Origin of the sequence: Rhodococcus sp. OK611 (genome assembly GCF_003050885.1) — a bacterium.
Taxonomy (GTDB): domain Bacteria; phylum Actinomycetota; class Actinomycetes; order Mycobacteriales; family Mycobacteriaceae; genus Rhodococcus_G; species Rhodococcus_G oryzae.
This window is the reverse complement of the sequence record NZ_QAOZ01000002.1, coordinates 24,435-47,390: the sequence shown is the minus strand read 5'-3', so window position 1 is coordinate 47,390 and position 22,956 is coordinate 24,435. Positions and strand designations below refer to the sequence as shown.

Genomic DNA, 22,956 nt, shown 5'->3' with positions numbered 1-22,956 from the left:
GGCGTTGTCGACCGGCACGCCCGACCATGCCAACCTCGAAGACATGTACAGCCAAGTTATCGAGAAGAGGGCAATCGACGCGTCGGTCGTCGACGGCGACCTGCGTCTGACGGTCGACGGCAAGGTGGTCGAGGTTGCCGCGGTGTGGCTCCGCGACGCGTGCACGGACCCCGCCAGCCGCGACGCCGTGAGCGGTCAGCGACTGTTCAACATCGTCGACCTGCCCGCCGAACTCCGGGTCCGCGACGCCCGGATCCGCGGCGACCGCGTCGAGGTCGAGTTCGCCCCCGACGGCCACCGGTCGACCTTCGAGCTCGACGCGCTGATCGCAGCGGACGCGCCTGCGCCGCTGGCCGATTCGCGTACCGAGCAGGGCAAGCGGCTGTGGCGTACGGCCGCCGAGGTGTCGCCGCTGCGGTCCCACGACTGGGCCGGCTATCTCGCAGAGCCGACGCCGGCACTGCGCGAGGTGGTGGGATGCGGATTCGCGCTGCTGCGCGGGGTGCCGACCGAGCCAGGTCAGGTCACCAAGGTGGCCGAGACGTTCGGCTTCGTCCGGGAAACCAACTACGGCAGGCTCTTCGACGTGCGGGTCGAGGAGAACGCGGTGAACCTCGCCTTCACCGGCCTCGCGATCAGCCCCCACACCGACAATCCGTACCGCGACCCGGTGCCGACGCTCCAGCTCCTGCACTGCCTGCACAACGCCTCGGTCGGCGGCGAGTCAGGCCTTGTCGACGGCTTCGCGGCCGCGGCAACCCTGCGCCAGCGCGACCCCCGCGCCTTCGAGATCCTCACCGGCACCGCGGTGACGTACCGCTTCGACTCCCCCGACGCCCACCTGAGCGCGGTCACGCCCCTGATCTCCCTCGACCAGTCCGGCCGCATCCGCGAGATTCGTTTCAACAACCGCTCGATGGCGGTGCCGCGCCTACGTCCCGACCTCGCGCGCGAGTTCTACCGCGCCTACCGCGCCTTCGCCGAGCTGTTGTACGCACCCGAGGCCCGGCTCGATTTCCACCTCGGCGCCGGCGACTGCCTGATTTTCGACAACACCCGACTGCTGCACGCGCGCACCGCCTTTGCCGCCAACGGTGACCGACACCTCCAGGGCACCTACGCGGACCTGGACGGACTGCTGAGCACCATCGAGACCTACCGGGAGATCCGATGACCCACGCCTACGATGCCCTGACCGCGCTGTTCGACGGAGAGGGCGGGCAGGAGTACCTCGGCGAGCAGGTGTCCATGGCCCAGCACATGCTCCAGACCGGGCGGGCCGCACGCGCGGCGGGCGCCCCCACCGAGCTGGTGGTAGCCGCGGTGCTGCACGACGTCGGCCATTTCTCAGGCGCGATCAGCGGCCGAGAACTCATGTCGGGCAACGACAACCACCACGACGCCGTCGCAGCCGAGTGGCTGACCACCTGGTTCGACGATGCGGTGACCGAGCCGGTGAGGCTGCATGTCGCGGCCAAGCGCTACCTGTGCGCCACCGACCCCACCTACTACGACAAGCTCTCCGACGCCTCGAAGTTCACCATGGCGGTGCAGGGCGGGGTGATGGACGAGGCGGAGGTCGCGGCGTTCGCTGCCGAGCCCTACGCCGAGGAAGCCTGCCTGCTACGCCGGTTCGACGACCTGGGCAAGGACCCCGATGCGCCCGCGGTCACCCTCGCGGACTTCCGCGTCGACATCGACGCACTGGACCGAACCCTCAGCGGGAACTGACCCGGCTGGTCGCCCCGGCGGCCAGCGAGTTGCGGACCACGAACGCGACGGCCTCGCCTGCGTACAGGTCGATCGAGCATTCGAGGACCTCGCCGACAGGGTCGGTGGTCCGCCGGACCGTCCGCAGCAGCGGCGCTCCGGGAGCGAGGCCGAGCAGCTCGGCCTCCCGGGGTCTCGCCGCGACGGCGTCGATGGCGTGCTCGGCGTCGGCGAAGACGATGCCGTGGTCCGCCAGGCGGTCGGTGATCGACTCGGCGTCCAGGTCGATCGCGGCGATCAGCGGCGCGAGCGACTCCGGGTAGTAGGTGCTCTCCAGCATCGTCGGCGCCGCCCCCAACAGCCGAACGCGTTCGACGTGAAAGACGTTGGCGCCCTCGGCGACTCCGAGCTTGTCCGCGACCGCCCCGGACGCCGGCACCGCGGCAGCGCCCAGCGTCCGGCTGCTCGGCGTCTCGCCGAGGCCCCGCGCCCACCGGGAGAAGCTGACCAGCTCGGTCATCGACTGCACCTTCGGGCCGCTCCGGACCTGCCGCCGTGCACCCCGTCGCGAGGACACCACCCCGGTGGAGCGCAGGAACGCGAAGGCCTGGCGGATGGTCCCACGGGAGACGCCATACCGCGCCGTCAGCTCGTTCTCCGACGGCATCGTGGCCCCGCCTGCGAAGTCACCGCGTTCGATCGCGGTCTGGATGTCCGCGGCAATCGACCGGTAGAGCGGCAGATCGCTTGCTCCCGCACTCATCTCACCACCGTACCGACCTGGCGGCTCACGCCAGCAGCACCGGGCGGTCGAGCAGGGACACGTGCACTCGGGTGCCGGGCGTCAGTGCCCCACCGCGATGGCTGGCGACGTCGGCGAGCAACTCCGCCCCGTCCGGCCGTGCCAGCCGCAGCCTCGTCGACGCTCCGTAGAAGGTCGCTGCCGAGACGACTGTGTCGCCCTCGGTGGCCTCGTGCACCAGCACCGCCTCGGGACGCGCCAGTACGGTCACCGGGCCCGGCCCGGGCCACGCTCCGTCACAGACCAGGGTCTGCTCGCCCACGCGGACGGTGCCACGGTCAACGGCGACCGCCGGGATGTGGTTCATCGTGCCGACGAACTCGGCGACGAAGGGCGTCGCCGGACGGCGGTACACCTCGCTCGGGGGCGCACACTGCTCGAGCCGGCCGGCCCGCATCACCGCAACCCGATCCGCGACGGCGAGGGCCTCCTCCTGATCGTGGGTGACCAGCAGGGTGGTCACGCCCAGGTCCAGCTGGATCCGGCGGATCTCCTCCCGCAGCTGGTACCGGACCTTGGCGTCGAGCGCCGAGAGCGGCTCGTCGAGCAACAGGACGCGGGGGGCGATCGCCAGCGCCCGCGCCAACGCCACCCGCTGCTGCTGTCCGCCGGAGAGCTGATGCGGGAACTTGGCGACGTGGTCGGCGAGGCCGACCAGGTCGAGCAGCTCCCGCGCCCGGGCCAGCCGCCCGCCGCCCCGGCGTCCGCCGCCGCGGCCGCGCAACCCGAGGCCGAACGCCACGTTGTCCTGGGCAGTCATGGTGGGGAAGAGGCTGTAGGACTGGAAGACCATCCCCATGTCGCGGCGGTTGGCAGGCAGGCCCGCCGCGTCGCTACCGCCGACCAGCACCTGCCCGCTGTCCGGCTGGTCGAAACCGGCGAGGATCCGCAGAGCGGTGGTCTTGCCGCAACCGGACGGCCCGAGCAGCGCCACCAGTTCGCCCGGGGCGACGTCGAGGTCCAGCCCGTCCAGTGCGTTCACGGCGCCGAAGGTGCGCCGGACGCCGACGAAGCTGACGGCCGTGCCGCCGCCGTTGACGGTGGCGCGAGGCGGGGTCTCGTTTCGGACGCTCGGATTCGTCATGGCTTTGCCTTTCGTGTTCGGCCCGCGACCGCCACCACGATCAGCAGCAGCGCCCAGGTGACTGCCAGGCTGAGCAGGGCCAAGGCGACCTGCAGCTGGCCGTCGGTGGCGCCGGACTGGGCGAGCCACACCGGGAAGGTCGGGAAGATCAGGATTTTCGCGATCGTGTACTCGCCCATCACCAACGCGAAGGCGAGGAAGCCCGCGTTGAGCAGCGACGTCCGCAGGGCCGGGAGCACGACGCGCCACAGCACCGTCGGCCAGCGCGCCCCCAGGTTCAGCGCCGCCTCGACCAGGACGGTCACCTTCGAGCCACGCAGCCCGGCATCGAGGCTGCGGTAGGTGAACGGCAGGGCGATCACCACGTACATCAGCGCGAGCACCAGGGGCAGGGACTTGTCCTGCAATGCGGTGAACACGGCAGAGACCTCGACGAACTCGCTGCCGTTGCCCCAGCCGAGCACACCACGGACGCCGACGACGAGGGCCACCGGCGGAATCACCAGCGGCAGCAGCGAGAACACCTCGACGTAGGGCCGCGCCCGCGGCAGCCGCAGGTGCACCAGCAGCATCGTCGGCACCATCAGCGCCAAAGTGATTGCCACCGAGATCAATCCGAGCAGCAGCGAACTCGTCATCGCGTCCACGAAGCCGGTCGCCGTGAAGATGCGGGTGTACGCCGCCAGACTCGGACCGTCGGCGCCGTCCACAGTGAACCAGAACGCCACCAGGACCGGACCGAGGAAGTACAGGCCCGCCAGCCCGAGGACCACCCCGCGCCAGAAACGCACCGGCGGCCCGTCCCGGCGCACGCGGCCCAGAGACTGCGGCGGGGCGGCGGTGGGCGCCGGCGCCCCAGCAGTTGGTGTCACCGTGCTCGGTGCCACCGGCGCGCCGATCACTGCAACCATCGCGAACTCCTCCGCTGCATCAGTTGGTAGAGCAGGGTCAGCGGGACCACCACCACGATCATGGACAGGGCAAGAGCCGCCCCCAGGTTCTCCTGCCCGGCAAGGACATTTCCGGACAGCGCGCCGTCGATCCGCAGCGGCGTGATCGCCAGCGTGCCGTTGGTGAGCGCCTCAGCGGTCGCGTACGACGAGAAGGCGGTGCAGAAGAGCAGCGCGATGCTGCCGAGGAAATGCGGCAGCAGGGCCGGGCCCGCGACGTGACGCCAGTATTGCCAGCCACGCGCACCGAGCCCCTCGGCCGCCTCCCGCCACTCGGGGCGAAGGCCCTCGATCGCCGGGGTGATGACCAGCACCATGAGCGGGATCAGGAAGTACAGGTACACGAACTGCACCCCGCCCCGCGAGTACAGGTCCAACCCCAGGTCGTCGCGAAGCGAGAGTCCCAGGTGCTCCTGCACGAAGACGGTGAGCACGCCGGCGTTACCGATCGCCGCGACGAAGAGGAACGCCAGCGGCAGCCCACCGAAGTTCGCGAGCACCGCGGCACTGGTGGAGACCAGTTTCTGCAGCAGCCCGCCCCGGCTGGTGGCCACCGCGTACGCGAGCACCATCCCGAGCACGGCAGCGATCACCGCACACACCAGCGACATCGTCGCGCTGTTCCACAACGCGTCCAGGTAGGCGCCGCCGAGCGCGGCGGACATGTTCGCGACGCCGAAAGTGCTGGCGCCGCCCTCGCCGCGCACCCGGAACGCCGAGTACGCGATGACCGCGGTGGGCAGCAGGAAGAAGACGCTCACGTAGCCGAAGAACGGCACCAGACCGAACCAGCTCCACGGCAGGCGCGCGCGGCGCGCGGCAGTCCCGGATCGCACTACTGGACCGTGCTCGCCCACGTCTGCGTCAAGGTGTTCTTCGCCGCGGTTGCCTGTGCATCCGTGGGGAATTCGGCCTTGACGTTCACCGCGGGCAGGTGCTCGGCGAGCGCCGGGTCGACGGTTCCCGCGGCCTGCATGGCCGGCAGGCGCGCCGGGCGCGCGTAACCCGCGAGGTAGCCGTTCTGGCCCTCGTCGCTGTAGAGGTACTCCTGCCACAGACGCGCGGCTGCCGGGTGCGGTGCGGTCGCACTGATCGCCTGCGCGTAGTACGAGCCGATCGTCGCGTCATTGGAGACGGCGACGCTCCAGCGCACCCCGGCGTTCGCGAGGTCCTTGGTCTTCGCCGCGTTCAGGTAGTCCCAGTCGACGACGATGGGGGTCTCGCCGGACTGGATCGTGGCCGCGGTCGCCTTCACGGGGACATAGTTTCCGCTGGCCTTGAGCTTGCCGAAGTAGTCGATCCCAGGCGCGATGTTGTCGACCGAACCCCCGTTGGCCAGGGCCGCGGACCAGACGGACATCAGGGCGGAGTTGCTCTTGAGGGGATCCCCGGTCAGCGCGACCTTGCCCCGGTACTCGGGCTTGGCCAGGTCCGCGAACGAAGCCGGGCACACTGCCACCTTCGCGGCGTCGCAGCCGATCGAGATGTATCCGCCGTAGTCCGCGTACCAGGTGCCGTCGGGCGACTTCTGCGTCTCGGGGATGCCGTCCCAGGTCGCCACCCGGTACGGCGCGTAGAGCCCCTCTTCGGCACCGCTGATGGCGAACGCGGTGCCGACGTCGACCGCGTCGGGCGCGCGGTCCTGCCCCTTGAGGGACTTGATCGCGTTGACCTCGTCGGCGCTGCTGGCCTCCGGGTTGTCGACGGTGACCGAGATGCCGTACTTGGCGCCGAAGTTGTCGATGAGATCGCCGTAGCCTGCCCAGTCGCGGGGCAGAGCAATGAGATTCAGCGATCCTTCCGCCTTGGCGGCGGCGATCAGCGCTTCCATCCCGCCGACGTCGGCGACCGACGTGGCGGTGGCCGCGGCGGCGGGTGACGCGGTCGCATCAGCCTTCTTGGTGCAGGCGGCCGAGCCGAGGACCACGGCCCCCGCGACGAGAATGATGCCCGCGTTGCGAATCGATGTTCTGCGCACGTGTCCGACTCCAGGGTGAGAGTGCCCATCCGCTGCGGCCGGTTGGCCGAGCAGGTCAGACTCTGCGTGCACAAGTTGTATAGCCAAGAGACCGATCGGGGCGGCCAGGTGAACACAACCTGAATGCCTGGTTGTGACCCGGCCCGCGGTCCGGGAATGCCTCCGCCGCCACAACGTTGACGGCGGTCCCGGAGGAGTCCCAATGCCCCCGAGACCGTCGACAACATCCTCACCCTGCTGTCCAGGAGACCGGCCCTAGCCGCCGACCCGCCCGAAGTACGCGTCCCGCAGGACCGCGAGGTCGTCGATGTCACCGGCGTCGGCGTCCATCACCACCCGTCCGATGTCGAGCACGGTGACGTGGTCGGCCACGCTCATCGCCGCCTCGACCGCCTGCTCGACGAGCAGCACCGCGAGCCCGGCCTCCTTGAGCACGCTCACCCGTTCCATCACCTCGTTGACGATCACCGGGGCCAGGCCGCCTGACGGCTCGTCGAGGAGCAGCAGCGTCGGCTCGGCCATCAGCGCCTGCCCGATGGCCAGCATCTGTTGCTGGCCACCCGACATCGAGCCCGCGAGCAGGCCGCGCTTCTCGCCGAGGATCGGGAACAGGTCATAGATCCGCGCGACCTCCTGCTTGAGCGCGGACCGCCGCATCTTGCGGACGTAGCCGCCGAGGATGAGGTTCTGCTCGACGGTCTGGCGGTGGAAGACCCGCTTGCCCTCCTGGACGTAGGCGATCCCACGTCGGACCCGCTGGTGGGCCGGGACCTTGGAGATGTCCTGCCCGTCGAACTCGACGGAGCCCGCCGAGATCTTGTTCAGCCCGGAGATGGCGCGCAGGGTGCTGGTCTTGCCCGCACCGTTCCGACCCAGCAGGGCCGTCACCTTGCCTGGCCAGACGTCGAGCGAGACGTCCCAGACCACCCGCAGGTCGCCGTATCCGGACTCCAGGTTCCGCACGCTCAGTAGCGGTGTCGTGGCGCCTGCGGTCATGACTTCACCTCCGTGGACAGTGCGGCCTCTTCGTCGGCGATGGTGCGGGCACCGGTCTCCTCGACGCTGACGCCGAGGTACTCGCTGAGCACCCGCGGGTTCTGCTCGATCTCGGCGGGGCTGCCGTCCGCGATGACGGCTCCCTGGGCGAGCACCACGATGCGGTTCGCGAGCTCGAGGACGAGCCGGAAGTTGTGCTCCACCAACACCACCGTGGCGCCGGCGTCGCGCAGGTCGCGGATCAGGTCCGCGAGCCGCTCGACCTCGTTCTCGTCCAGGCCGGAGGCGACCTCGTCGAGCAGCAGCACCCGGGGCTCGGCGACCACGGACCGCGCGACCTCGAGGAGCCTGCGCATGCCAAGGGGCAGCGCGGTGGCCGTCTCGTCGCGCAGGTGTGACATCCCGACCATCTCGAGGGCGCGCTGCGCCTCGGCGAGGTCGGCGGCGCGCACCCTGCGGTAGCTGGGCAGCCGCAGCACGGTGGCGACCATCGACACCCGATCGGTGCTGTACCGCCCCGAGGCCACCGCCTCCAGCACGGTGATGTGCTCCGGGATGTTCGGGGTCTGGAAGGTCCGGGCGACACCGACCCGGGCGACACGGTCCGGGGACAGGCCCTGGACCTCGTTGTCCCCGATCAGGATCCGGCCGGAGTCTGGCTTGTAGAACCCGCAGATCATGTTCAGCATGGTGGTCTTGCCCGAACCGTTCGGCCCGATCAGCGCGGTCACCTGACCCGGCTCGGCGCTCAGCGAGGCGTTGTTCAGCGCCTGATTACCACCGAACGCCTTGGAGATACCGTCGACGACGAGGATCCGGCCCTCCATCAGGTCCATCGCCGGTCTCGGCCCGTCCGCGGCCGGATCGGGGGTACGGGTGCCGGCCAATCCCGCCGCCCGGTCGAGCCGCGCCATCGCCGCCTTCCCGAATTTCGCCAGACCGCCGCTGAGCAGCACGCCACCGACGATGAGGAAACCGCCGTAGAAGACCAGCGCGTACTCCTGGAAGTCCGAGGCCTGGTTGGGACCGAACTGGATGATCGCCGCGCCGATCAACGCCCCGTAGACGCTCGCCGCGCCACCGAGGATGCAGGCCGCGAGAACCGCTGTGGCGAAGGTGAACCCGAACGCCTCCGGCGTGACGAACATGTCGATGTTCGCGAACAGGGCACCCGCGAGCCCGGCGGGGAGGGCGCCGATCGCGTAGCCGAGCAGCTTCATCCGGAACACCGAGACGCCGACCGACGAGGCCAGCACCGGGCTCTGCTTGAGGGTGCGGAAGGCGATGCCGTGGCGGGACACCACGAGGTTGCGCATCACCGCGAACCAGGCGATCGTCACCACGACGATTACCAGATAGAACTCGTTGTTCTCGGGGTCGAGCACGTGGCCGAAAAGGGTGGCCGGCTCGATTCCGATGAGCCCGCCGCGCCCGCCGGTGGTCTCGCCGAACACCGCGATGATGTCGGGCACGAGCAGCACCAGGAAGAACGAGGTCATGGCCAGCGACCAACTGCCCAGCCGCAGACCGGGGATACCGGTCACGACGCCGACCGCCAGCGCGACCAGGCCCGCCGCGACGAGCTGCAGCACGATGTCGGTGTAGCCCGCGATGGACATCAGTCCGGCCGTGTAGGCACCGGCCGCGTACATGGCGGCCTGGCCGAGCGCGAGTTCACCGGCGTAACCGAGGCTCAGGCTCAGCCCACTGACCACCAGCGCGAGGATGCAGGCGAGCTGCACCTGCCTGATAAGCGCGAAGTCGATCCCGAGCGCGGGCAGGAACAGCACGAGGATGGCGAGGGCGAGCGGATAGATCCAGCTCGGCACCGCACGGAGGGAACGCCAGATCTGCATCTCACACCACCCGTTCCCGGACTCGACCGAACAGACCCGCCGGCCGAACCATGAGGATCACGATCAGCACCACGAACACCGCGATGTTGCTGTACTCACTACCCAGTTCCAGGGCGGCGTAGGACTCGACCAGGCCGACCGTGAGCCCGCCGACCAGCGCGCCAGGCAGGGATCCGAACCCACCGATGGCCAGCGCAACGAAGCCCTTGATCGCGAGCGCCGACCCGAGCGTGGCGACGGCGAAAGTCTTGGGCCCCACGAAGAGTCCGAGGAAACCGGCAAGGGCGCCGGACGCGGCGAACGCAGCAAGCGCGAGCGCCCGGACGTTCACGCCCCGCAGCATCGCTGCCTCGCGGTCCTCCGAGATACCTAGCAGCGCAAGCCCGGTCACGGTCCGCTTGCTGAACTGACCGAGCAGCACCACCAGCACGATCGCGAGGACCAGCAGCGCGATCTCCACGGGATACGTGCGGCCACCGAGCAGGGTGATCGGCTCGTTGGAACCGAAGAACGGCACGGTCAACGGTTCGCTGCCCCAGATCAGCTGTGTCGCACCGCTGATCAGGGTCGCGACCCCCAAGGTGGTGACGAGTTGGTTCTGGTGGTCCTTCACTGGCCGGACCGCGATCACCTCCTCGAGCCCGGCGAGGATCATCACCGTCACGGTCGCCATCACGGCAACGACGAGGACGGGCAGCTTCAGCGTGACCAGGCCGGTGTACGCGACGAAGGTGCCGACCATCATCAGCTGCGCCTGCGCGAAGTTGAAGGTGTTGGACGAGACGAACACGATGTTGTAGCCGATCGCAACCAGCGTGTATACGGCGCCGAGTGCGAGGCCCGACCAGAGAATGGTCATCTGCTCCACTCCTCACGACTGTGCGGCCACCGCCAGGGCGACCGCACCGTCAGCAATCAGGGATCGATCAGGCGGCCGGATTGCCGTACTGACCGTTGAGCAACTTGCTCGGCGGAACGAACTCGTAGGCCGCGTCGCCGGGCTTCGACGCGTGCGACTCCGCCGTGTAGTGGTAGGCAGGCGCGAAGGCGGTTTTCGCGGTGTCGAGAACCTCCTGGTTCTCCAGTGCGTCGGCCAATGCCTCCGGGTCGGTTGACGATCCGACCTTGTTCGCCGCCGCCACCACGAGCGGAAGCGCGTCGTAGTTGTCCGCGAGAATCAGCGTCGAGGGGATGTCGCCGAGCGCCTTCATGTTCTCGACCATGGTGTTGACGGCCGCATCGTCCGGGTTGTAGACGGTGCTCGACAGCACGTGCATCACCAGGTTCGCGGTGGGCGGAGTGCCCAGCACACCCTCCGGCGCGGGCTTGGACACGAGCGACGTGCCCGAAACCGAGGTGTTGCCGATCAGAGGGATGTTCCATTCGAGCCGCTGAAGGCTGTTCAGCAGATAGCCGAGCGGTGCGCCGTAGGCATCGATGACGAGGGCCTGGGTTCCCTTGTTCTTGAGCGCCTGGAGCTGCGCCGTCATGTCGAGCGCGGCGACGTCATACTCCTCGGATCCCGTGCTGCTCACCCCTTCAGCGCCGAGCGCGTCCTCCATCGCCTCCCCGAAGACCTCGCCGTAGGCGCTGCTGCCGTGGATGGTTCCCACCGACTGGTAGCCCTTGCCCTTGATGTACCGCGCCATCGTGGCGGCGTTCTCGTCGGGGCCCGATGCCAGGTCGAAATTGAGCGGGAACTCGTTCGGGTCCGACGATTCCGCGGTCGGCCCGATGTTGAAGGACAAGATCTTGTTCTGCTTGAGGATCGGCAGGGTCGCGGCGGACACCGTCGACGGCCCCGAATTCAGGTACAGGTCAGGCTTCTTGCCGGAGGCGACGGCCTCGCGCAGGTTCGAGACCGCCCGCGTGGCGTCGCCACCGTCGTCGGCCACGGTGAGTTCGACCTGACGACCGCCGATGCCACCGGCCTGGTTCACGGCCTCGACGCCCGCCTTCGCGGAGAGGATCGAAGTTTGGGAGTTCGCAGCCAGTGCACCCTGACCGCTGATGGCGCCGGTGACGAGAACCCGATAGGGACCGTCCGATCCGGTATCGGCGCCGGAGCTCGATCCGGAGCAGCCCGCGAGCGCGACCGCCGACACAGCGAGCGCCGCCACGAGGGCAGAATGCCGATTCTTCATGCAGGTCTCCTCGTTCGGATAAGCAAGCAGTTGCTCGGGGGAGCGTAAGGGTGTGATCTAAGTAACGTCAAGCCCGACACTGTGATCCAGATAACGAAACGGATTGAATTGCAACACGTTTCAGAAAAGGTCCTGCGGATACGACTAGACACTGGGCGCCACCGTCTGGCGCCCAGCGTCTTTCAGTGCCCTCGACCTGGACGCCGTCGACTTGGACGTGTCCCAATCAGCACCGGGACGGTGTGGTCAGGCACCCGCCTCGATGAGCTCGAATCCCTTGTACCCGGCGGCCGCGACCTCGGCGATGATCTCGCCGTAGGCGCCGAAGCCGCCGACGAACGGCATGAACACCCGCGGCTTACCGGGGATGTTGGCGCCGAGGTACCACGAGTTCGCCGTGGTCATGAGCGTGGACGCGGCCCGATCGGTGCACTCGCGTCCCCACGCGGTGACCGCATCGGCGGTCGCCTCGACGGCGACGGCGCCGTGGGTGTCGAGGTGTTCGATCAGGTCAGCGACCCAGTTCACGTGCAGCTCCGAGTGCAGCACCATGTTCGCGAGCACCGACGGGCTGCCCGGCCCGGTCAGGTTGAACAGGTTGGGGAACCCGTCCGTGCCGAGGCCGAGGTAGGTCCGCGGGCCCTCCGCCCACGCCTGGTTCAACGTCCGGCCGTCGCGGCCGACGATGTTCACCTTCTCGAGCGAACCGGTCATCGCATCGAACCCGGTGGCCAGCACGAGGGCGTCCAGCTCGTAGCGCTCGCCGGTCGTGTTGACGCCGGTCGCGTCGATGCGGGCGATCGGGGTGGCCTTGAGGTTCACCAGGTTCACGTTGGCGCGGTTGTAGGTCTGGTAGTAGTTGGCGTCGGTGCAGATCCGCTTGGTGCCGATCGCGTGGTCCTTCGGGATCAGCAGCTCCGCGACCTCGGGGTCGTCGATGACCGCGCGCACCTTGCCCTCCCAGAACTCCCTGGCGGTGGCGTTGGCGTCGGCATCGAGCACCTGGTCCGGGAACGTCTTGCTGAACAGCACCCCGCCGAGCTGCCAGCGCTTCTCGTAGGCCTCGCGCCGCTCCTCCTCCGAGACCTCGAGGGCGTTGCTGGGGTGCGCCTGGTGCGGGGAGCCGCCGCCGCTGAGGAACGAGAGCCTGCGTCGCTCGGCGTAGCCCGCCTTCTGCGCGCGCCTGGTCTCCTCGTCGAGCGGCACGTTGCCCGCGGGCACGCTGTAGTTCGCGCTGCGCTGGAACACGTGCAGCTGCTCGGCCTGCTCCGCGATGAACGGGATCGTCTGGATGCCGGAGGATCCCGTCCCGATCACGCCGACCCGCTTGCCCGTGAAGTCGACGCCCTCGTGCGGCCAGTGCGCGGTGTGATAGACCCCGCCCTGGAACTCGTCGAGGCCCTCGATGGCGGGGATGTTCGCATTGGACAGCGGGCCGACCGCGAAGATGACGAACCGGGCGGAGATCGTCTCGCCCGCATCCGTGCTGACCTGCCAGCGCAGCGTCTGCTCGTCGAGCACCGTGTCGGTCACCCTGGTGCCGAAGGTGATGTCGCGGCGCAGGTCGAAGCGGTCCGCGACATGGTTGACGTAGCGCAGGATCTCCGGCTGGGTGGCGTACTTCTCGCTCCAGTCCCAATCCTGCTGCAGTTCTTCGGAGAACGAGTACGAGTAGTCGACGCTCTCGACGTCGCAGCGCGCGCCGGGGTACCTGTTCCAGTACCAGACGCCACCGACCCCGTCGCCCGCCTCGAACACCCGCACCGTGAGCCCTGCTCCTCGGAGCCGATGGAGCGCGTAGAGCCCGGCAAAGCCGGCGCCGACGACGACCACGTCGACGTCGGCTGCTGTGTCGGCCTGAGGGGAAGCGGTCCCTGCGGACGAAGCTGACTGGGCGTTCACGGTGACTGCCTTTCGCTGGAGACTCTCTCTCCAGCGACGCTATTGCGGCGGCGTCACCGTGGCCTACCGCCTCTCCCGCTGACCGGGCGGTGCGATGCCCTGACCCGGATCAGTACAGGGGGTCGTGCCGCATGTTCTCGACCGGGACACCCTTGGCCTGCAGCCGGAACTTCGCGGTCTGGATCGTGGAGGCGGACCCGACGATCTGGATGTCGTGGTTCGACCAGTCACCGAAATCGGCGGCGACGGCGCTGACCTTGCCGGTGATCCGCTTGTACATCCCGGCGGGCGGGGACGGGATCGGGTCGAGGTGGAACCAGGGGTTGGTGTCCTCCTCGGAGACCGGGATGACGGTCAGCCACGGGTTGGTCAGCGACAGCTGCCACAGGGTCTCGATGTCGTACAGGTCGCACGGGTAGTTGCCGCCCACGAACACGTGCACGTTCGGGTTGTTCGCGCGCATCGCCATCTCCATCAGCTGCGCGCGCAGCGGGGCGATGCCCGTTCCCGACCCGATCATCAGCATGTCCCGGTTCTGGGTGCGGTCCACGCCGAGCGCGCCGAGCGGGGAACCCATCACCCAGGTGTCGCCGAGGTTGGTCTGGCCGACCATCGCCGGGCTCACCCAGCCGCCGGAGACGCGCCGGACATGGAACTCGATCTGCCCCTCGGGGTTCGCCGGGATGGCGGGCGAGAGGTAGCGCCACATGCGGGGACGGCCGGGGACGGTCACGCTCACGTACTGGCCGGCGCCGTACTCCATCGGCCGGTCCAGCTGCAGCCGGACCACCGCGACATCCTGGAGCACCTGCTTGTGCTCGACGACGGTGCCGGTCCAGGTCGCGGGGCCGGTCTCGGCGTTCGCGGCCTCCATCATCACCGAGGCGATCAGGGCGATGGCCTCGCGCCAGGCGTTGTCGACCTCGTCGGTCCACATCTCGTTGCCCGCGAAGTTCTTGAGCGCGAAGATCAGCGCGTTGCCGACGGCGGTGTAGTGCGCGTCGACCACGCCGTACTTGCGGTGATCGCGGCCGAGCTGGGCGAGGAACAGGAGAACCGGCTCAGGGTCGTCGAGCTGGTCGATGACGTAGGCGATCGCGTGGACCAGCCGCTCTCGCTGGGCCTCCATGGCGGCGGGGAAGAACTCGCGGACGTCGGGGTTGTTCGCGAACAACACGGAGTAGAACGACTGCGTCAGCCGAGCCGGTCCGTCGTCGATTGCCGCCACGGCCTTGAAGGTCGTTCGGACAAGCGAAATAGCCGTTGAATCCACTGCAGAGTCCCCGTTCCGCATACAAACGCGGCCTGCGGTGTCCTCTGCAGGTCGCGTGGCCCCTCCGGCTGGTTGCCGTTGGGTTTGGGGAAGTCTAGCGAGGAATCGCCACATCCGAAACACGTACTAGTAGAACGTCCGTTCAACTCGCAGACTGACGGTTCTCACACTAGGGTCTTCGTCGATGTGAGGCCGCCGCGGGGGCGGCAGAATGGAGTTCCGTCACCGTGGTCATAGCCTCCGGAGAGGAAGGGCTCCGCGACATTTCGGCCGCGAGCGCCCGGACGTCGACAACCGAGGACCTGGAGCGGCGGCTGCGCGAGTGCACCGAGTTCTTCGCGCAACCGGAGCTGGCGCACCTGCCCGCGGAACGGCACACCGCGGCACTCGACGAGTTCGCGCTCACCGGGCGCTACGAGCACACCGCCGAGGAACTCCTGATCGGGGCGAAGCTCGCCTGGCGGAACCACGCGCGCTGTGTGGGGCGCAATCACTGGCGCACCCTCAAGCTGATCGACGCCCGCCACGCGGTGACCGCGGCGGAACTGGCCGAGGCGTGCTGGGAACACCTGCGGGTCGCCACCAACGGCGGCGCGCTGCAGTCGGTGATCACCATCGGCCCGCGACCGCTCCCGGACGGCCGGGAGTTCCGCATCCTCAGCCCCCAGCTCATCCGCTACGCGGGGTACCGCAACGAGGACGGCAGCATCACCGGCGACCCGTGGCACGTCGCACTCACCGAACAGGTGACGAAGATGGGCTGGAAGGGCGAGGGCACCCGGTTCGACGTGCTGCCGTTGCTGATCTCGGTCCCCGACGAGCCGCTGCAGTGGTTCGAGGTGCCCGAGGACCTGGTTCTCGAGGTCCCGCTCGAGCACCCGAACTACAAGTGGTTCGCCAAGCTGGGCCTCAAGTGGCACGCGGTGCCCGCGGTGTCCGACATGGACCTGGAGATCGGCGGGCTCACCTACCCCTGCGCGCCGTTCAACGGCTGGTACGTGAGCACCGAGGTCGGTGCCCGCAACTTCAGCGACGAGGACCGGTACGACATGCTGCCGACCATCGCCAAGAAGCTGCGGCTCGACATGAGCTCGGACCGCACGCTATGGAAGGACCGGGCGCTGGTCGAGCTGAACCGGGCGGTCATCCACAGCTACCGGGAGGCGGGGGTGATCATGGTCGACCACCACACGGTGGCCAAGCAGTTCCTCGACTTCGTCGGCCGTGAGGAGAAGGCCGGGCGCACCTGCCCGACGGACTGGTCGTGGATCAACCCACCGATGTCCGCGGCATTGACGCCGACCTTCCACCGGCTCTACGACGACCCCGATCTCGATGTCCGGCCGAACTTCGTCAGCAGGACACCGGCTTCCGGCTGCCCGATCTGATCCATCAGGACGAGGGGACCGTCGCCACCACACGGGTGCCCTCCCCCGGCGCCGACGTCAGCTCCAGGGTCCCGCCCAGGTTCTCGATCCGGAGGAACTGCGAGGCCAGCCCGATGTGCCCCTCGGCGACCCGCGCGGGCAGGTCGTCCGGGTCGAAGCCGACACCGTCGTCGGCCACCTCGAGGGTGATGGCCGTGGCGGTGCGGGCCAGCAGCACCTCGACCCGGCGCGCGTGCGCATGCTTGTCGACGTTGCCGAGCGCCTCCCTTGCCACCCGGTAGAGCTGCGACTGACAGTCCGGCCTGCCCACCTCCTCCAGCCGCACCCGCATCTCGTAGCCGCCGCGGCGGCCATGCCCGTCGGCCAGCTCACGCAGCGCCGCCGTCAGGCCCAGCTGCTCGAGCACCTGCGGGTGCAGCGTGGTGACCGTCGAACGGAGCTGGGTGGCGGTCTCGCGCAGCGCGGCCTCCGCGGCCACCAGTGCGGGGTCCCGGTCGCGCTCGATCGCCTCCTCGAGGTCCATCCGGGCGGCGAGGACGTTCTGCAGCGGGCCGTCGTGCAGGTGCTCGGCCAGTCGCCTGCGCTCGCGCTCCTCCGCCCCCATCGACTCGGCGACCAGGCGTCGGCGCACGTCCAGCAGCGAGATCACGGTCCCCGAGCGGCGCATAAGGACGAAGGACAGCGCGGTGGTCGCGGCGGTGAGCCACAACAGGAAACCGAAGTACAGGAACACCACTCCCGGCAGGTCGACGAGGTCGTCTCGGACCGCGTAGAAGATCCACACCAACAGGTAGCCGACGGCCGTGCAGGTGCCGAGGGAGGCGGTCAGCGCGGGCCGGTACTGGAACGCCACCGCCACCGGCAGCAGGAAGAACACCGGTAGCAGCGAGGAGGTCGCGCCGCCGGACGCCAGGCAGAGCGCGAGCAGCGCCGCGATGTCGACGCCGGTGGACGCCCAGCCCGCCCACGGCCGCACCTGCCTGCGCAGCACCACCGCGAGCCACACCGCCGCCGCGACGGCGTACCCCAGCAGGACCAGCCGGAACAGCGTCGGCATCCAGTGCTCGATGCGGACGACCGGACCCAGCAGCGCGATCAGCGCGATCAGCGGGAGCCGAAGGACGGCGGTGACCCGCACGGCCTCCGTCGCGTACCGCTCGACGACACGGTCCCGATCACGGCCCGCCACGTCACTCCAGCAATCCCCGGCGCATGGCCTCGGCCACCGCCGCCGCGCGATCGCTCACCCCCAGCTTCTCGTACAGCCGCTGCACGTGGGTCTTCACCGTGGACGGCGCCAGGAACAGCTCCCCCGCGATTGCCGGGATCGTCAACCCGCGGGCGATGGCCGCCAGCACCTCCCGCTCGCGGGCGCTCAGCGCCGGACCGGTGGGCTCGGCGTGCCGCCGGACCTCGCCGAGCAGGCCCGCGGCCAGGCCGGCGGGGAGCACGTCGCGACCCTTCGCGCAGTCGAGGACCGCGGCCACGATCTCGGCCCGCGTCGACTCCTTCGGCAGGAACCCGGCCGCGCCCTCCTGCACCGCGTGGTACACGATCGCGGACTCGTCGTGCGCGGAGAGCAGCAACACCCGGGTGCCCAGTTCGTCGCGGCGCACGGCGGCCGCGACCTGACTCCCGTCGAGCTGCGGCATCCGGTAGTCGACCAGCGCGACCTGCGGTCGATGCTCCCTGATCAACGCCAGCGCGGCGGCCCCGTCGTCGGCCTCCCCCACCACCTCGACGGCGCCGCTCCCGACGAGCGCCCGGACGACGCCGTCACGAAAGAGCGGATGATCGTCGGCGACCACGACGCGTACCTTCTCGACCATCGCTCACCACGACCCGAGACCGGCCATGGCTCACTGTCTCACGAGGCTCCGACCGCGATCTGGCAATTCGCCGGATACCGGCGCAGCGGCCGGGCCAAAGGCCTGTCGCCTGAGTCGCCGACCATATTGAAGGTTTTGCGTCACTGTCCTGCCAATATCACTGGAAAGCTTCAACGGACAGTTCAACGATACGGTTGAGTGTCATGAATGTGGCCGACGAGAAACTTACGATAGAACTCAGCATGGCTGAACTGCGCGAGATCACGCGCTTTGCCGTGACCTGCGCGGAGCCCGCCTTGGCCATCTTCGAACGTGAACACCCTGACGATCGGCGCCCACGTGCAGCGATCGACGCTGCGCAGACGTTCGTGGAGGGAGCCAAGCGGACCAAGGCGATCCGGGACAACGCGTGGGCGGCAAACCGGGCCTATCAAGAGACACGTGATGCAGGACAGGCTGCGGCGAGCGCTGCGGCGAGCGCTGCTGCGCGGGCTGCCGTTGCCGCGGCCAGTGCGGCGTTCCTGCATCCGCTGGCAAAAGCGACTCAGGTCTTGCACATCCTCGGACCGGCCGCCCACGCGGCTCGAGCCTTTGAGCTCGATGCATGCGACGACCACAGCGTCGGCGCCGAATACATCGAGAAGGCAGAAGATCTGGCAAGCCCCGTCGTGGTGAGCGTCCTGACGCGTTACCCGAACGCCCCGAGCGGTCGCGGCCGTGTCGGAGCGCTAGTACGGGACCTGGACGCATCATTGCGACGACTGGCGACCGATCGCTAACCAATCGTCGCCATCAAACGGAGCCCGGCCCTGCATCGTTCAACGCCGCCGAACCGATCGCCCTGCGCTCGACTGCGCGACAGGGCGGATCAGCGCTCGTGCCTGGGCTTCCAGACGACCAGTGCGTTGTTGCGCGGGATCGGCACCAGGTCCCGCCGATAGCTGGCGTGCACCTGGGCGATCTCGGCGGCCATCTCGGTGACCCGCCGTTGCAGCGCCTCCACCTGATTGGTCAGCTCGATGATCCGCTTGATGCCCGCCAGGTTGACGCCCTCGTCCTGGGAAAGCCGCTGCACCTCGCGCAGCAGTGCCACGTCCCGGGGCGAGTAGCGGCGACCCCCACCGGTGGTGCGGTGCGGGGTCACCAGGCCGAGCCGGTCGTAGGTCCGCAGCGTCTGGGCGTGCATGCCCGCCAGTTCCGCGGCCACCGAGATCACGAAGACCTGGGCGTCCGGGTCCGCGGGCACGTCAGACCGGCTGTGGCCTGGTCCCCGGGGCGCGGTCATCACGCACCCGCCCAGCCCGCACGCGGATCGAATCCGCTGGCCTTCTCGGCCGACAGATAGGTCTGCAGCGCCTCGGTGGCGGTCTCGTCGAGATCCTGCGGCACCGCGACCTTGACGGTCACGAGCAGATCGCCCGCACCGCCGCTGCGCTTGGGCACCCCGCGACCGCGCACCCGGAGGATCCGGCCGTCCACGGTGCCGGCCGGGATCTTGACACCGACCCGGCCCTCGAGGGTGGGTACGGAAACGGTGGTGCCGAGCACCAGTTCGCCGTAGCTGACCGGCACGGTGACGGTCAGGTCGTCGCCGTTGCGGCCGAACACCTTGTCCGCCTTGACGTGCACGGTGACGTACAGGTCGCCCGACGGCGCGCCGCGCAGGCCCGCTTCGCCCTGCCCGGCCAGCCTGATCCGCTGCCCGTCGCTCACGCCCTTCGGGATCCGGACGGTGAGGTTGCGGGTGCGGTTCTGCACTCCGGTGCCGTGGCAGTCGGTGCACGGGTCGTCGATGATCGAGCCGGTGCCGCGGCAGTCGTCACACGGCTCGCTGAACCCGAACGCGCCCTGGTTCCTGCTGACGATTCCGGAACCGTTGCAGCGCGGGCACACCCGCGGGCTGGTGCCCGGCTTCGCACCGCTGCCGTGGCAGGTGATGCAGGACGCCGGACTGGTCAGCCGCAGCGGCACCGTGACGCCCGTCGCGGCCTCGCGGAACGGCAGGGTGGTCTCGGCCTCCACGTCGCTGCCCCGCTGCGGGCGGGTGCCCGCACCGGTCCGCGTGCCGCCACCTCGACCGCCGCCGAACAGGCCGCCGAAGATGTCGCCGATGCCGCCGTCACCGCCGGAGGTGTAACTGGTGCCACCGCCGAACAGGTCACCGATGTTGAACTCGCCGCCCCCGAATCCGCCGCCCGCCGTGCTGTACTCGGCGCCGGGGCGGAAACCACCGCGACCGAAGCCGCCGCTGGCGAACAGCCGGCGGGCCTCGTCGTACTCCTTGCGCTTGGCGGCATCCGAGAGCACGGCGTTCGCCTCGCTCACGGCCTTGAACCGCTCCTCGGCCGCCGTGTCCCCGGGGTTGGCGTCGGGGTGCAGATCCCGCGCCAGCTTCCGGTAGGCCTTCTTGATCTCGTCTGCCGAAGCATCAGAGGAGACGCCCAGCTCCTTGTAGAAGTCCTTCTCGATCCACTCCCGCTCACTCACCGGGCGTCTCCTCCTCTCGTTGCTTCCTGTGTAACTACTCCGGGGCCCCGTCCGGCGCAGGCGCGCCGTCCGTGACCGTCACCATCGCCGTCCGCAGGATCCGGTCGCCGAGGCGGTAGCCCTTGCGAAGGACCGTCCCGAGCACCGGATGGTCGCCGTCGCCCTCGACCTGCACGGCCTCGTGCAGCTCCGGGGAGAAGGCGTCGCCCTCGTCGCCGAACGCCGCGAGACCGAGACCCTCCAGCACCCCGGCGAGCTTGTCGGACAGCGCCTTCAGCGGGCCGGACTCCAGGTCACCGTGCGCGCGGGCCCGGTCGAGGTCGTCCACCACATCGAGGAACTTTCCGACCACCGAGGCCCGCTCCGCCGCGACCGCCTGGTCGATGCGGACGAGCGAATTCCGGCGGATGTTCGCGATCTCCGCCTTCGCGTAGCCCAGTTCGGTGCTGGCCTTCTCGAGCTCCGAGGTCAGCGTGAGCAGCTCGTCCACGGTGTCCTCGGTGTCGGCCGCGGCCCCGGCCGCCGCATCAGCGGCGGCCAGGGTCTCGGTGTCGACTACTGGTTCGCGGTCGGCGTCCCGTTCGGTCACTTCTTGTCCTGATCGGAGGGCTCGTCCACGACCTCGGCGTCGACGACATCGTCGCCCTGGCTCGGGGCGGCGCCGTCGGCGCCTGCCGCGGACTCATCGGCCTGCGCCTTGTAGATCGCCTCGCCCAGGGCCTGGGACTCGGTGGCGAGCTTCTCCACGGCGGACTTCACCGCGGAGATGTCGGTGCCGGCAAGGGCGGTGTTGGCCTCCGCGATGGCGGCCTCGACCTTCTCCTTGACGTCAGCGGGCACCTTGTCCTCGTTGTCCTTGATGAACTTCTCGGTCTGGTGCACCAGCGACTCGGCCTGGTTGCGGACCTCGGCCTCCTCGCGGCGGGCCTTGTCCTCCTCGGCGTGCGCCTCGGCGTCCTTGACCATCCGCTCGATCTCCTCCTTGGACAGGCCGGAGCCGTCCTGGATCTTGATCGTGTTCTCCTTGCCGGTGCCCTTGTCCTTCGCGGTCACGTGCACGATGCCGTTGGCATCGATGTCGAAGGTGACCTCGATCTGCGGCACGCCGCGAGGGGCCGGCGGGATGCCCGCGAGCTCGAAGGATCCCAGGAGCTTGTTGTGCGAGGCGATCTCGCGCTCACCCTGGAACACCTGGATCTGCACCGACGGCTGGTTGTCGTCCGCCGTGGTGAAGGTCTCCGAGCGCTTGGTCGGGATGGTGGTGTTGCGCTCGATGAGCTTGGTCATCACGCCACCCTTGGTCTCGATGCCGAGGGAGAGCGGGGTGACGTCGAGGAGCAGCACGTCCTTGACCTCGCCCTTGAGCACGCCGGCCTGCAGGGCTGCGCCGATGGCGACGACCTCGTCCGGGTTCACGCCCTTGTTGGGCTCGCGGCCACCGGTCAGCTCGCGGACCAGGTCCGAGACCGCGGGCATACGGGTGGAACCACCGACGAGCACGACGTTGTCGATGTCCTTGACCGAGATACCGCTGTCCTTGATCACGGCCTGGAACGGCGCACGGGTGCGGTCGAGCAGGTCGGAGGTGATCTTCTGGAACTCGGCGCGGGTCAGCTGCTCATCGAGGAACAGCGGGTTCTTGTCCGCGTCCACGGTGATGTACGGCAGGTTGATCGAGGTGCTCTGCGAGGAGGACAGCTCGATCTTTGCCTTCTCGGCGGCCTCGCGCAGACGCTGCAGGGCCATCTTGTCCTTGGTCAGGTCGATGCCGCTGGACGCCTTGAACTTGTCGACGAGCCAGGAGACGATGCGCTCGTCCCAGTCGTCGCCACCGAGGTGGTTGTCGCCGGAGGTCGCGCGGACCTCGACGACGCCGTCGCCGATCTCGAGCAGGGACACGTCGAAGGTGCCGCCGCCGAGGTCGAAGACCAGGATGGTCTGTTCCTTCTCGCCCTTGTCCAGGCCGTACGCCAGCGCGGCCGCGGTGGGCTCGTTGACGATGCGGAGCACGTTGAGGCCGGCGATCTGGCCGGCTTCCTTGGTGGCCTGACGCTGCGCGTCCTCGAAGTACGCGGGCACGGTGATGACGGCGTCGGTGATCTCCTCACCGAGGTACGCCTCGGCGTCGCGCTTCAGCTTCATGAGCGTGCGCGCGCTGATCTCCTGCGACGTGTACTTCTTGCCGTCGATCTCGACGTTCCAGTCGGTGCCGACGTGGCGCTTGACCGAGCGGATGGTGCGGTCGACGTTCGTGACCGCCTGGTTCTTTGCGGGCTGGCCGACCAGCACCTCACCGTTCTTGGCGAAGGCGACGATCGACGGGGTGGTGCGCGAGCCCTCGGAGTTGGCGACCACTACGGGCTCGCCGCCTTCGAGCACAGACACGACCGAGTTGGTGGTCCCGAGGTCGATTCCGACCGCACGAGCCATAGTGTTCCTCCTACTTGTCGCAGCACCCCCGGCGACGTTAGGCGCCGGGGCTGGTTGTGCTGGCATTTCTTGGCCATCTCACCCTAAGTGAGTGCTACACGCTCAAGTTTGCAACCCATCGGCGTGG

General features: G+C 69.0%; 21 protein-coding genes. 4 read left to right on the top strand and 17 right to left on the bottom strand.

Annotated features, from left to right (window positions below; all coding sequences use genetic code 11):
* The first annotated feature begins 43 nt into the window (after nt 1–43).
* Entirely contained in the window at nt 44–1,174 is a 1,131-nt protein-coding gene (gene tmpA, locus C8K38_RS02045) for a 2-trimethylaminoethylphosphonate dioxygenase (protein ID WP_218840946.1), read from the top strand.
* Complete coding sequence (locus tag C8K38_RS27340) at nt 1,171–1,731, top strand: HD domain-containing protein (RefSeq protein WP_209928446.1); 561 nt, start codon at nt 1,171–1,173, stop codon at nt 1,729–1,731. The genes tmpA and C8K38_RS27340 overlap by 4 nt, the downstream gene beginning before the upstream one ends.
* Here C8K38_RS27340 and C8K38_RS02040 read toward each other — a convergent pair.
* The 11 genes from C8K38_RS02040 to C8K38_RS01990 form a co-directional block, all read right to left on the bottom strand.
* Nucleotides 1,718–2,473 carry a GntR family transcriptional regulator gene (locus C8K38_RS02040; protein ID WP_097210027.1) on the bottom strand — a complete coding sequence of 252 codons (756 nt, stop codon included), beginning with the start codon at nt 2,471–2,473 and terminating at the stop codon, nt 1,718–1,720. The genes C8K38_RS27340 and C8K38_RS02040 overlap by 14 nt on opposite strands.
* A 25-nt stretch (nt 2,474–2,498) precedes the next feature.
* Nucleotides 2,499–3,596 carry an ABC transporter ATP-binding protein gene (locus C8K38_RS02035; protein ID WP_097210026.1) on the bottom strand — a complete coding sequence of 366 codons (1,098 nt, stop codon included), beginning with the start codon at nt 3,594–3,596 and terminating at the stop codon, nt 2,499–2,501.
* Complete coding sequence (locus tag C8K38_RS02030) at nt 3,593–4,507, bottom strand: ABC transporter permease (RefSeq protein WP_108168796.1); 915 nt, start codon at nt 4,505–4,507, stop codon at nt 3,593–3,595. The genes C8K38_RS02035 and C8K38_RS02030 overlap by 4 nt, the downstream gene beginning before the upstream one ends.
* The gene (locus C8K38_RS02025; protein ID WP_218840945.1) at nt 4,495–5,382 is read right to left on the bottom strand and encodes an ABC transporter permease; all 888 of its coding nucleotides are present in this window, start codon (nt 5,380–5,382) and stop codon (nt 4,495–4,497) included. The genes C8K38_RS02030 and C8K38_RS02025 overlap by 13 nt, the downstream gene beginning before the upstream one ends.
* Complete coding sequence (locus tag C8K38_RS02020) at nt 5,382–6,524, bottom strand: ABC transporter substrate-binding protein (RefSeq protein ID WP_257017009.1); 1,143 nt, start codon at nt 6,522–6,524, stop codon at nt 5,382–5,384. The genes C8K38_RS02025 and C8K38_RS02020 overlap by 1 nt, the downstream gene beginning before the upstream one ends.
* Before the next feature lie 255 nt (nt 6,525–6,779).
* The gene (locus tag C8K38_RS02015) at nt 6,780–7,520 is read right to left on the bottom strand and encodes an ABC transporter ATP-binding protein (protein WP_097210024.1); all 741 of its coding nucleotides are present in this window, start codon (nt 7,518–7,520) and stop codon (nt 6,780–6,782) included.
* Nucleotides 7,517–9,376, bottom strand: coding sequence for a branched-chain amino acid ABC transporter ATP-binding protein/permease (locus C8K38_RS02010; protein ID WP_097210023.1), 1,860 nt, complete (start codon nt 9,374–9,376; stop codon nt 7,517–7,519). Before C8K38_RS02010 ends, C8K38_RS02015 begins: the two co-directional genes overlap by 4 nt.
* A 1-nt stretch (nt 9,377) precedes the next feature.
* Complete coding sequence (locus tag C8K38_RS02005; protein WP_097210318.1) at nt 9,378–10,235, bottom strand: branched-chain amino acid ABC transporter permease; 858 nt, start codon at nt 10,233–10,235, stop codon at nt 9,378–9,380.
* A 67-nt stretch (nt 10,236–10,302) separates the two neighbouring features.
* Nucleotides 10,303–11,520, bottom strand: a complete 1,218-nt coding sequence (locus C8K38_RS02000) for an ABC transporter substrate-binding protein (protein WP_097210022.1) — start codon at nt 11,518–11,520, stop codon at nt 10,303–10,305.
* 246 nt (nt 11,521–11,766) lie between these two features.
* Nucleotides 11,767–13,422 carry a flavin-containing monooxygenase gene (locus C8K38_RS01995; protein ID WP_097210021.1) on the bottom strand — a complete coding sequence of 552 codons (1,656 nt, stop codon included), beginning with the start codon at nt 13,420–13,422 and terminating at the stop codon, nt 11,767–11,769.
* A 109-nt stretch (nt 13,423–13,531) separates the two neighbouring features.
* The gene (locus C8K38_RS01990) at nt 13,532–14,695 is read right to left on the bottom strand and encodes a globin domain-containing protein (RefSeq protein WP_179800425.1); all 1,164 of its coding nucleotides are present in this window, start codon (nt 14,693–14,695) and stop codon (nt 13,532–13,534) included.
* Nucleotides 14,696–14,958: 263 nt separating this feature from the next.
* Here C8K38_RS01990 and C8K38_RS01985 point away from each other — a divergent pair, with 263 nt between their 5' ends.
* Nucleotides 14,959–16,083, top strand: a complete 1,125-nt coding sequence (locus C8K38_RS01985; RefSeq protein ID WP_179800447.1) for a nitric oxide synthase oxygenase — start codon at nt 14,959–14,961, stop codon at nt 16,081–16,083.
* 4 nt (nt 16,084–16,087) lie between these two features.
* Here C8K38_RS01985 and C8K38_RS01980 read toward each other — a convergent pair whose 3' ends face one another.
* Nucleotides 16,088–17,272: a sensor histidine kinase gene (locus C8K38_RS01980; protein WP_097210018.1), complete on the bottom strand. Its 1,185-nt coding sequence runs from the start codon at nt 17,270–17,272 to the stop codon at nt 16,088–16,090.
* Nucleotide 17,273: 1 nt separating this feature from the next.
* A complete protein-coding gene (locus tag C8K38_RS01975) occupies nt 17,274–17,912 on the bottom strand; it encodes a response regulator (RefSeq protein ID WP_077040433.1) in 639 nt (212 codons plus the stop codon).
* A gap of 203 nt (nt 17,913–18,115) precedes the next feature.
* Here C8K38_RS01975 and C8K38_RS01970 point away from each other — a divergent pair, with 203 nt between their 5' ends.
* Nucleotides 18,116–18,691, top strand: a complete 576-nt coding sequence (locus C8K38_RS01970; RefSeq protein ID WP_097210017.1) for a putative immunity protein — start codon at nt 18,116–18,118, stop codon at nt 18,689–18,691.
* Between the two features lie 89 nt (nt 18,692–18,780).
* On the opposite strand, the gene C8K38_RS01965 is transcribed toward C8K38_RS01970, so the two are convergent.
* From C8K38_RS01965 to dnaK, 4 genes are read right to left on the bottom strand one after another with little or no spacing between them, the layout of a single operon-like run.
* Complete coding sequence (locus tag C8K38_RS01965) at nt 18,781–19,197, bottom strand: heat shock protein transcriptional repressor HspR (protein ID WP_077040431.1); 417 nt, start codon at nt 19,195–19,197, stop codon at nt 18,781–18,783.
* The gene (gene dnaJ / locus C8K38_RS01960) at nt 19,197–20,399 is read right to left on the bottom strand and encodes a molecular chaperone DnaJ (protein WP_097210016.1); all 1,203 of its coding nucleotides are present in this window, start codon (nt 20,397–20,399) and stop codon (nt 19,197–19,199) included. Before dnaJ ends, C8K38_RS01965 begins: the two co-directional genes overlap by 1 nt.
* Before the next feature lie 34 nt (nt 20,400–20,433).
* Complete coding sequence (grpE, locus tag C8K38_RS01955; protein WP_097210015.1) at nt 20,434–20,988, bottom strand: nucleotide exchange factor GrpE; 555 nt, start codon at nt 20,986–20,988, stop codon at nt 20,434–20,436.
* On the bottom strand, nt 20,985–22,829 hold the full coding sequence (dnaK, locus tag C8K38_RS01950) for a molecular chaperone DnaK (protein WP_097210014.1): 1,845 nt from the start codon (nt 22,827–22,829) through the stop codon (nt 20,985–20,987). Before dnaK ends, grpE begins: the two co-directional genes overlap by 4 nt.
* Between the last annotated feature and the right edge of the window lie 127 nt (nt 22,830–22,956).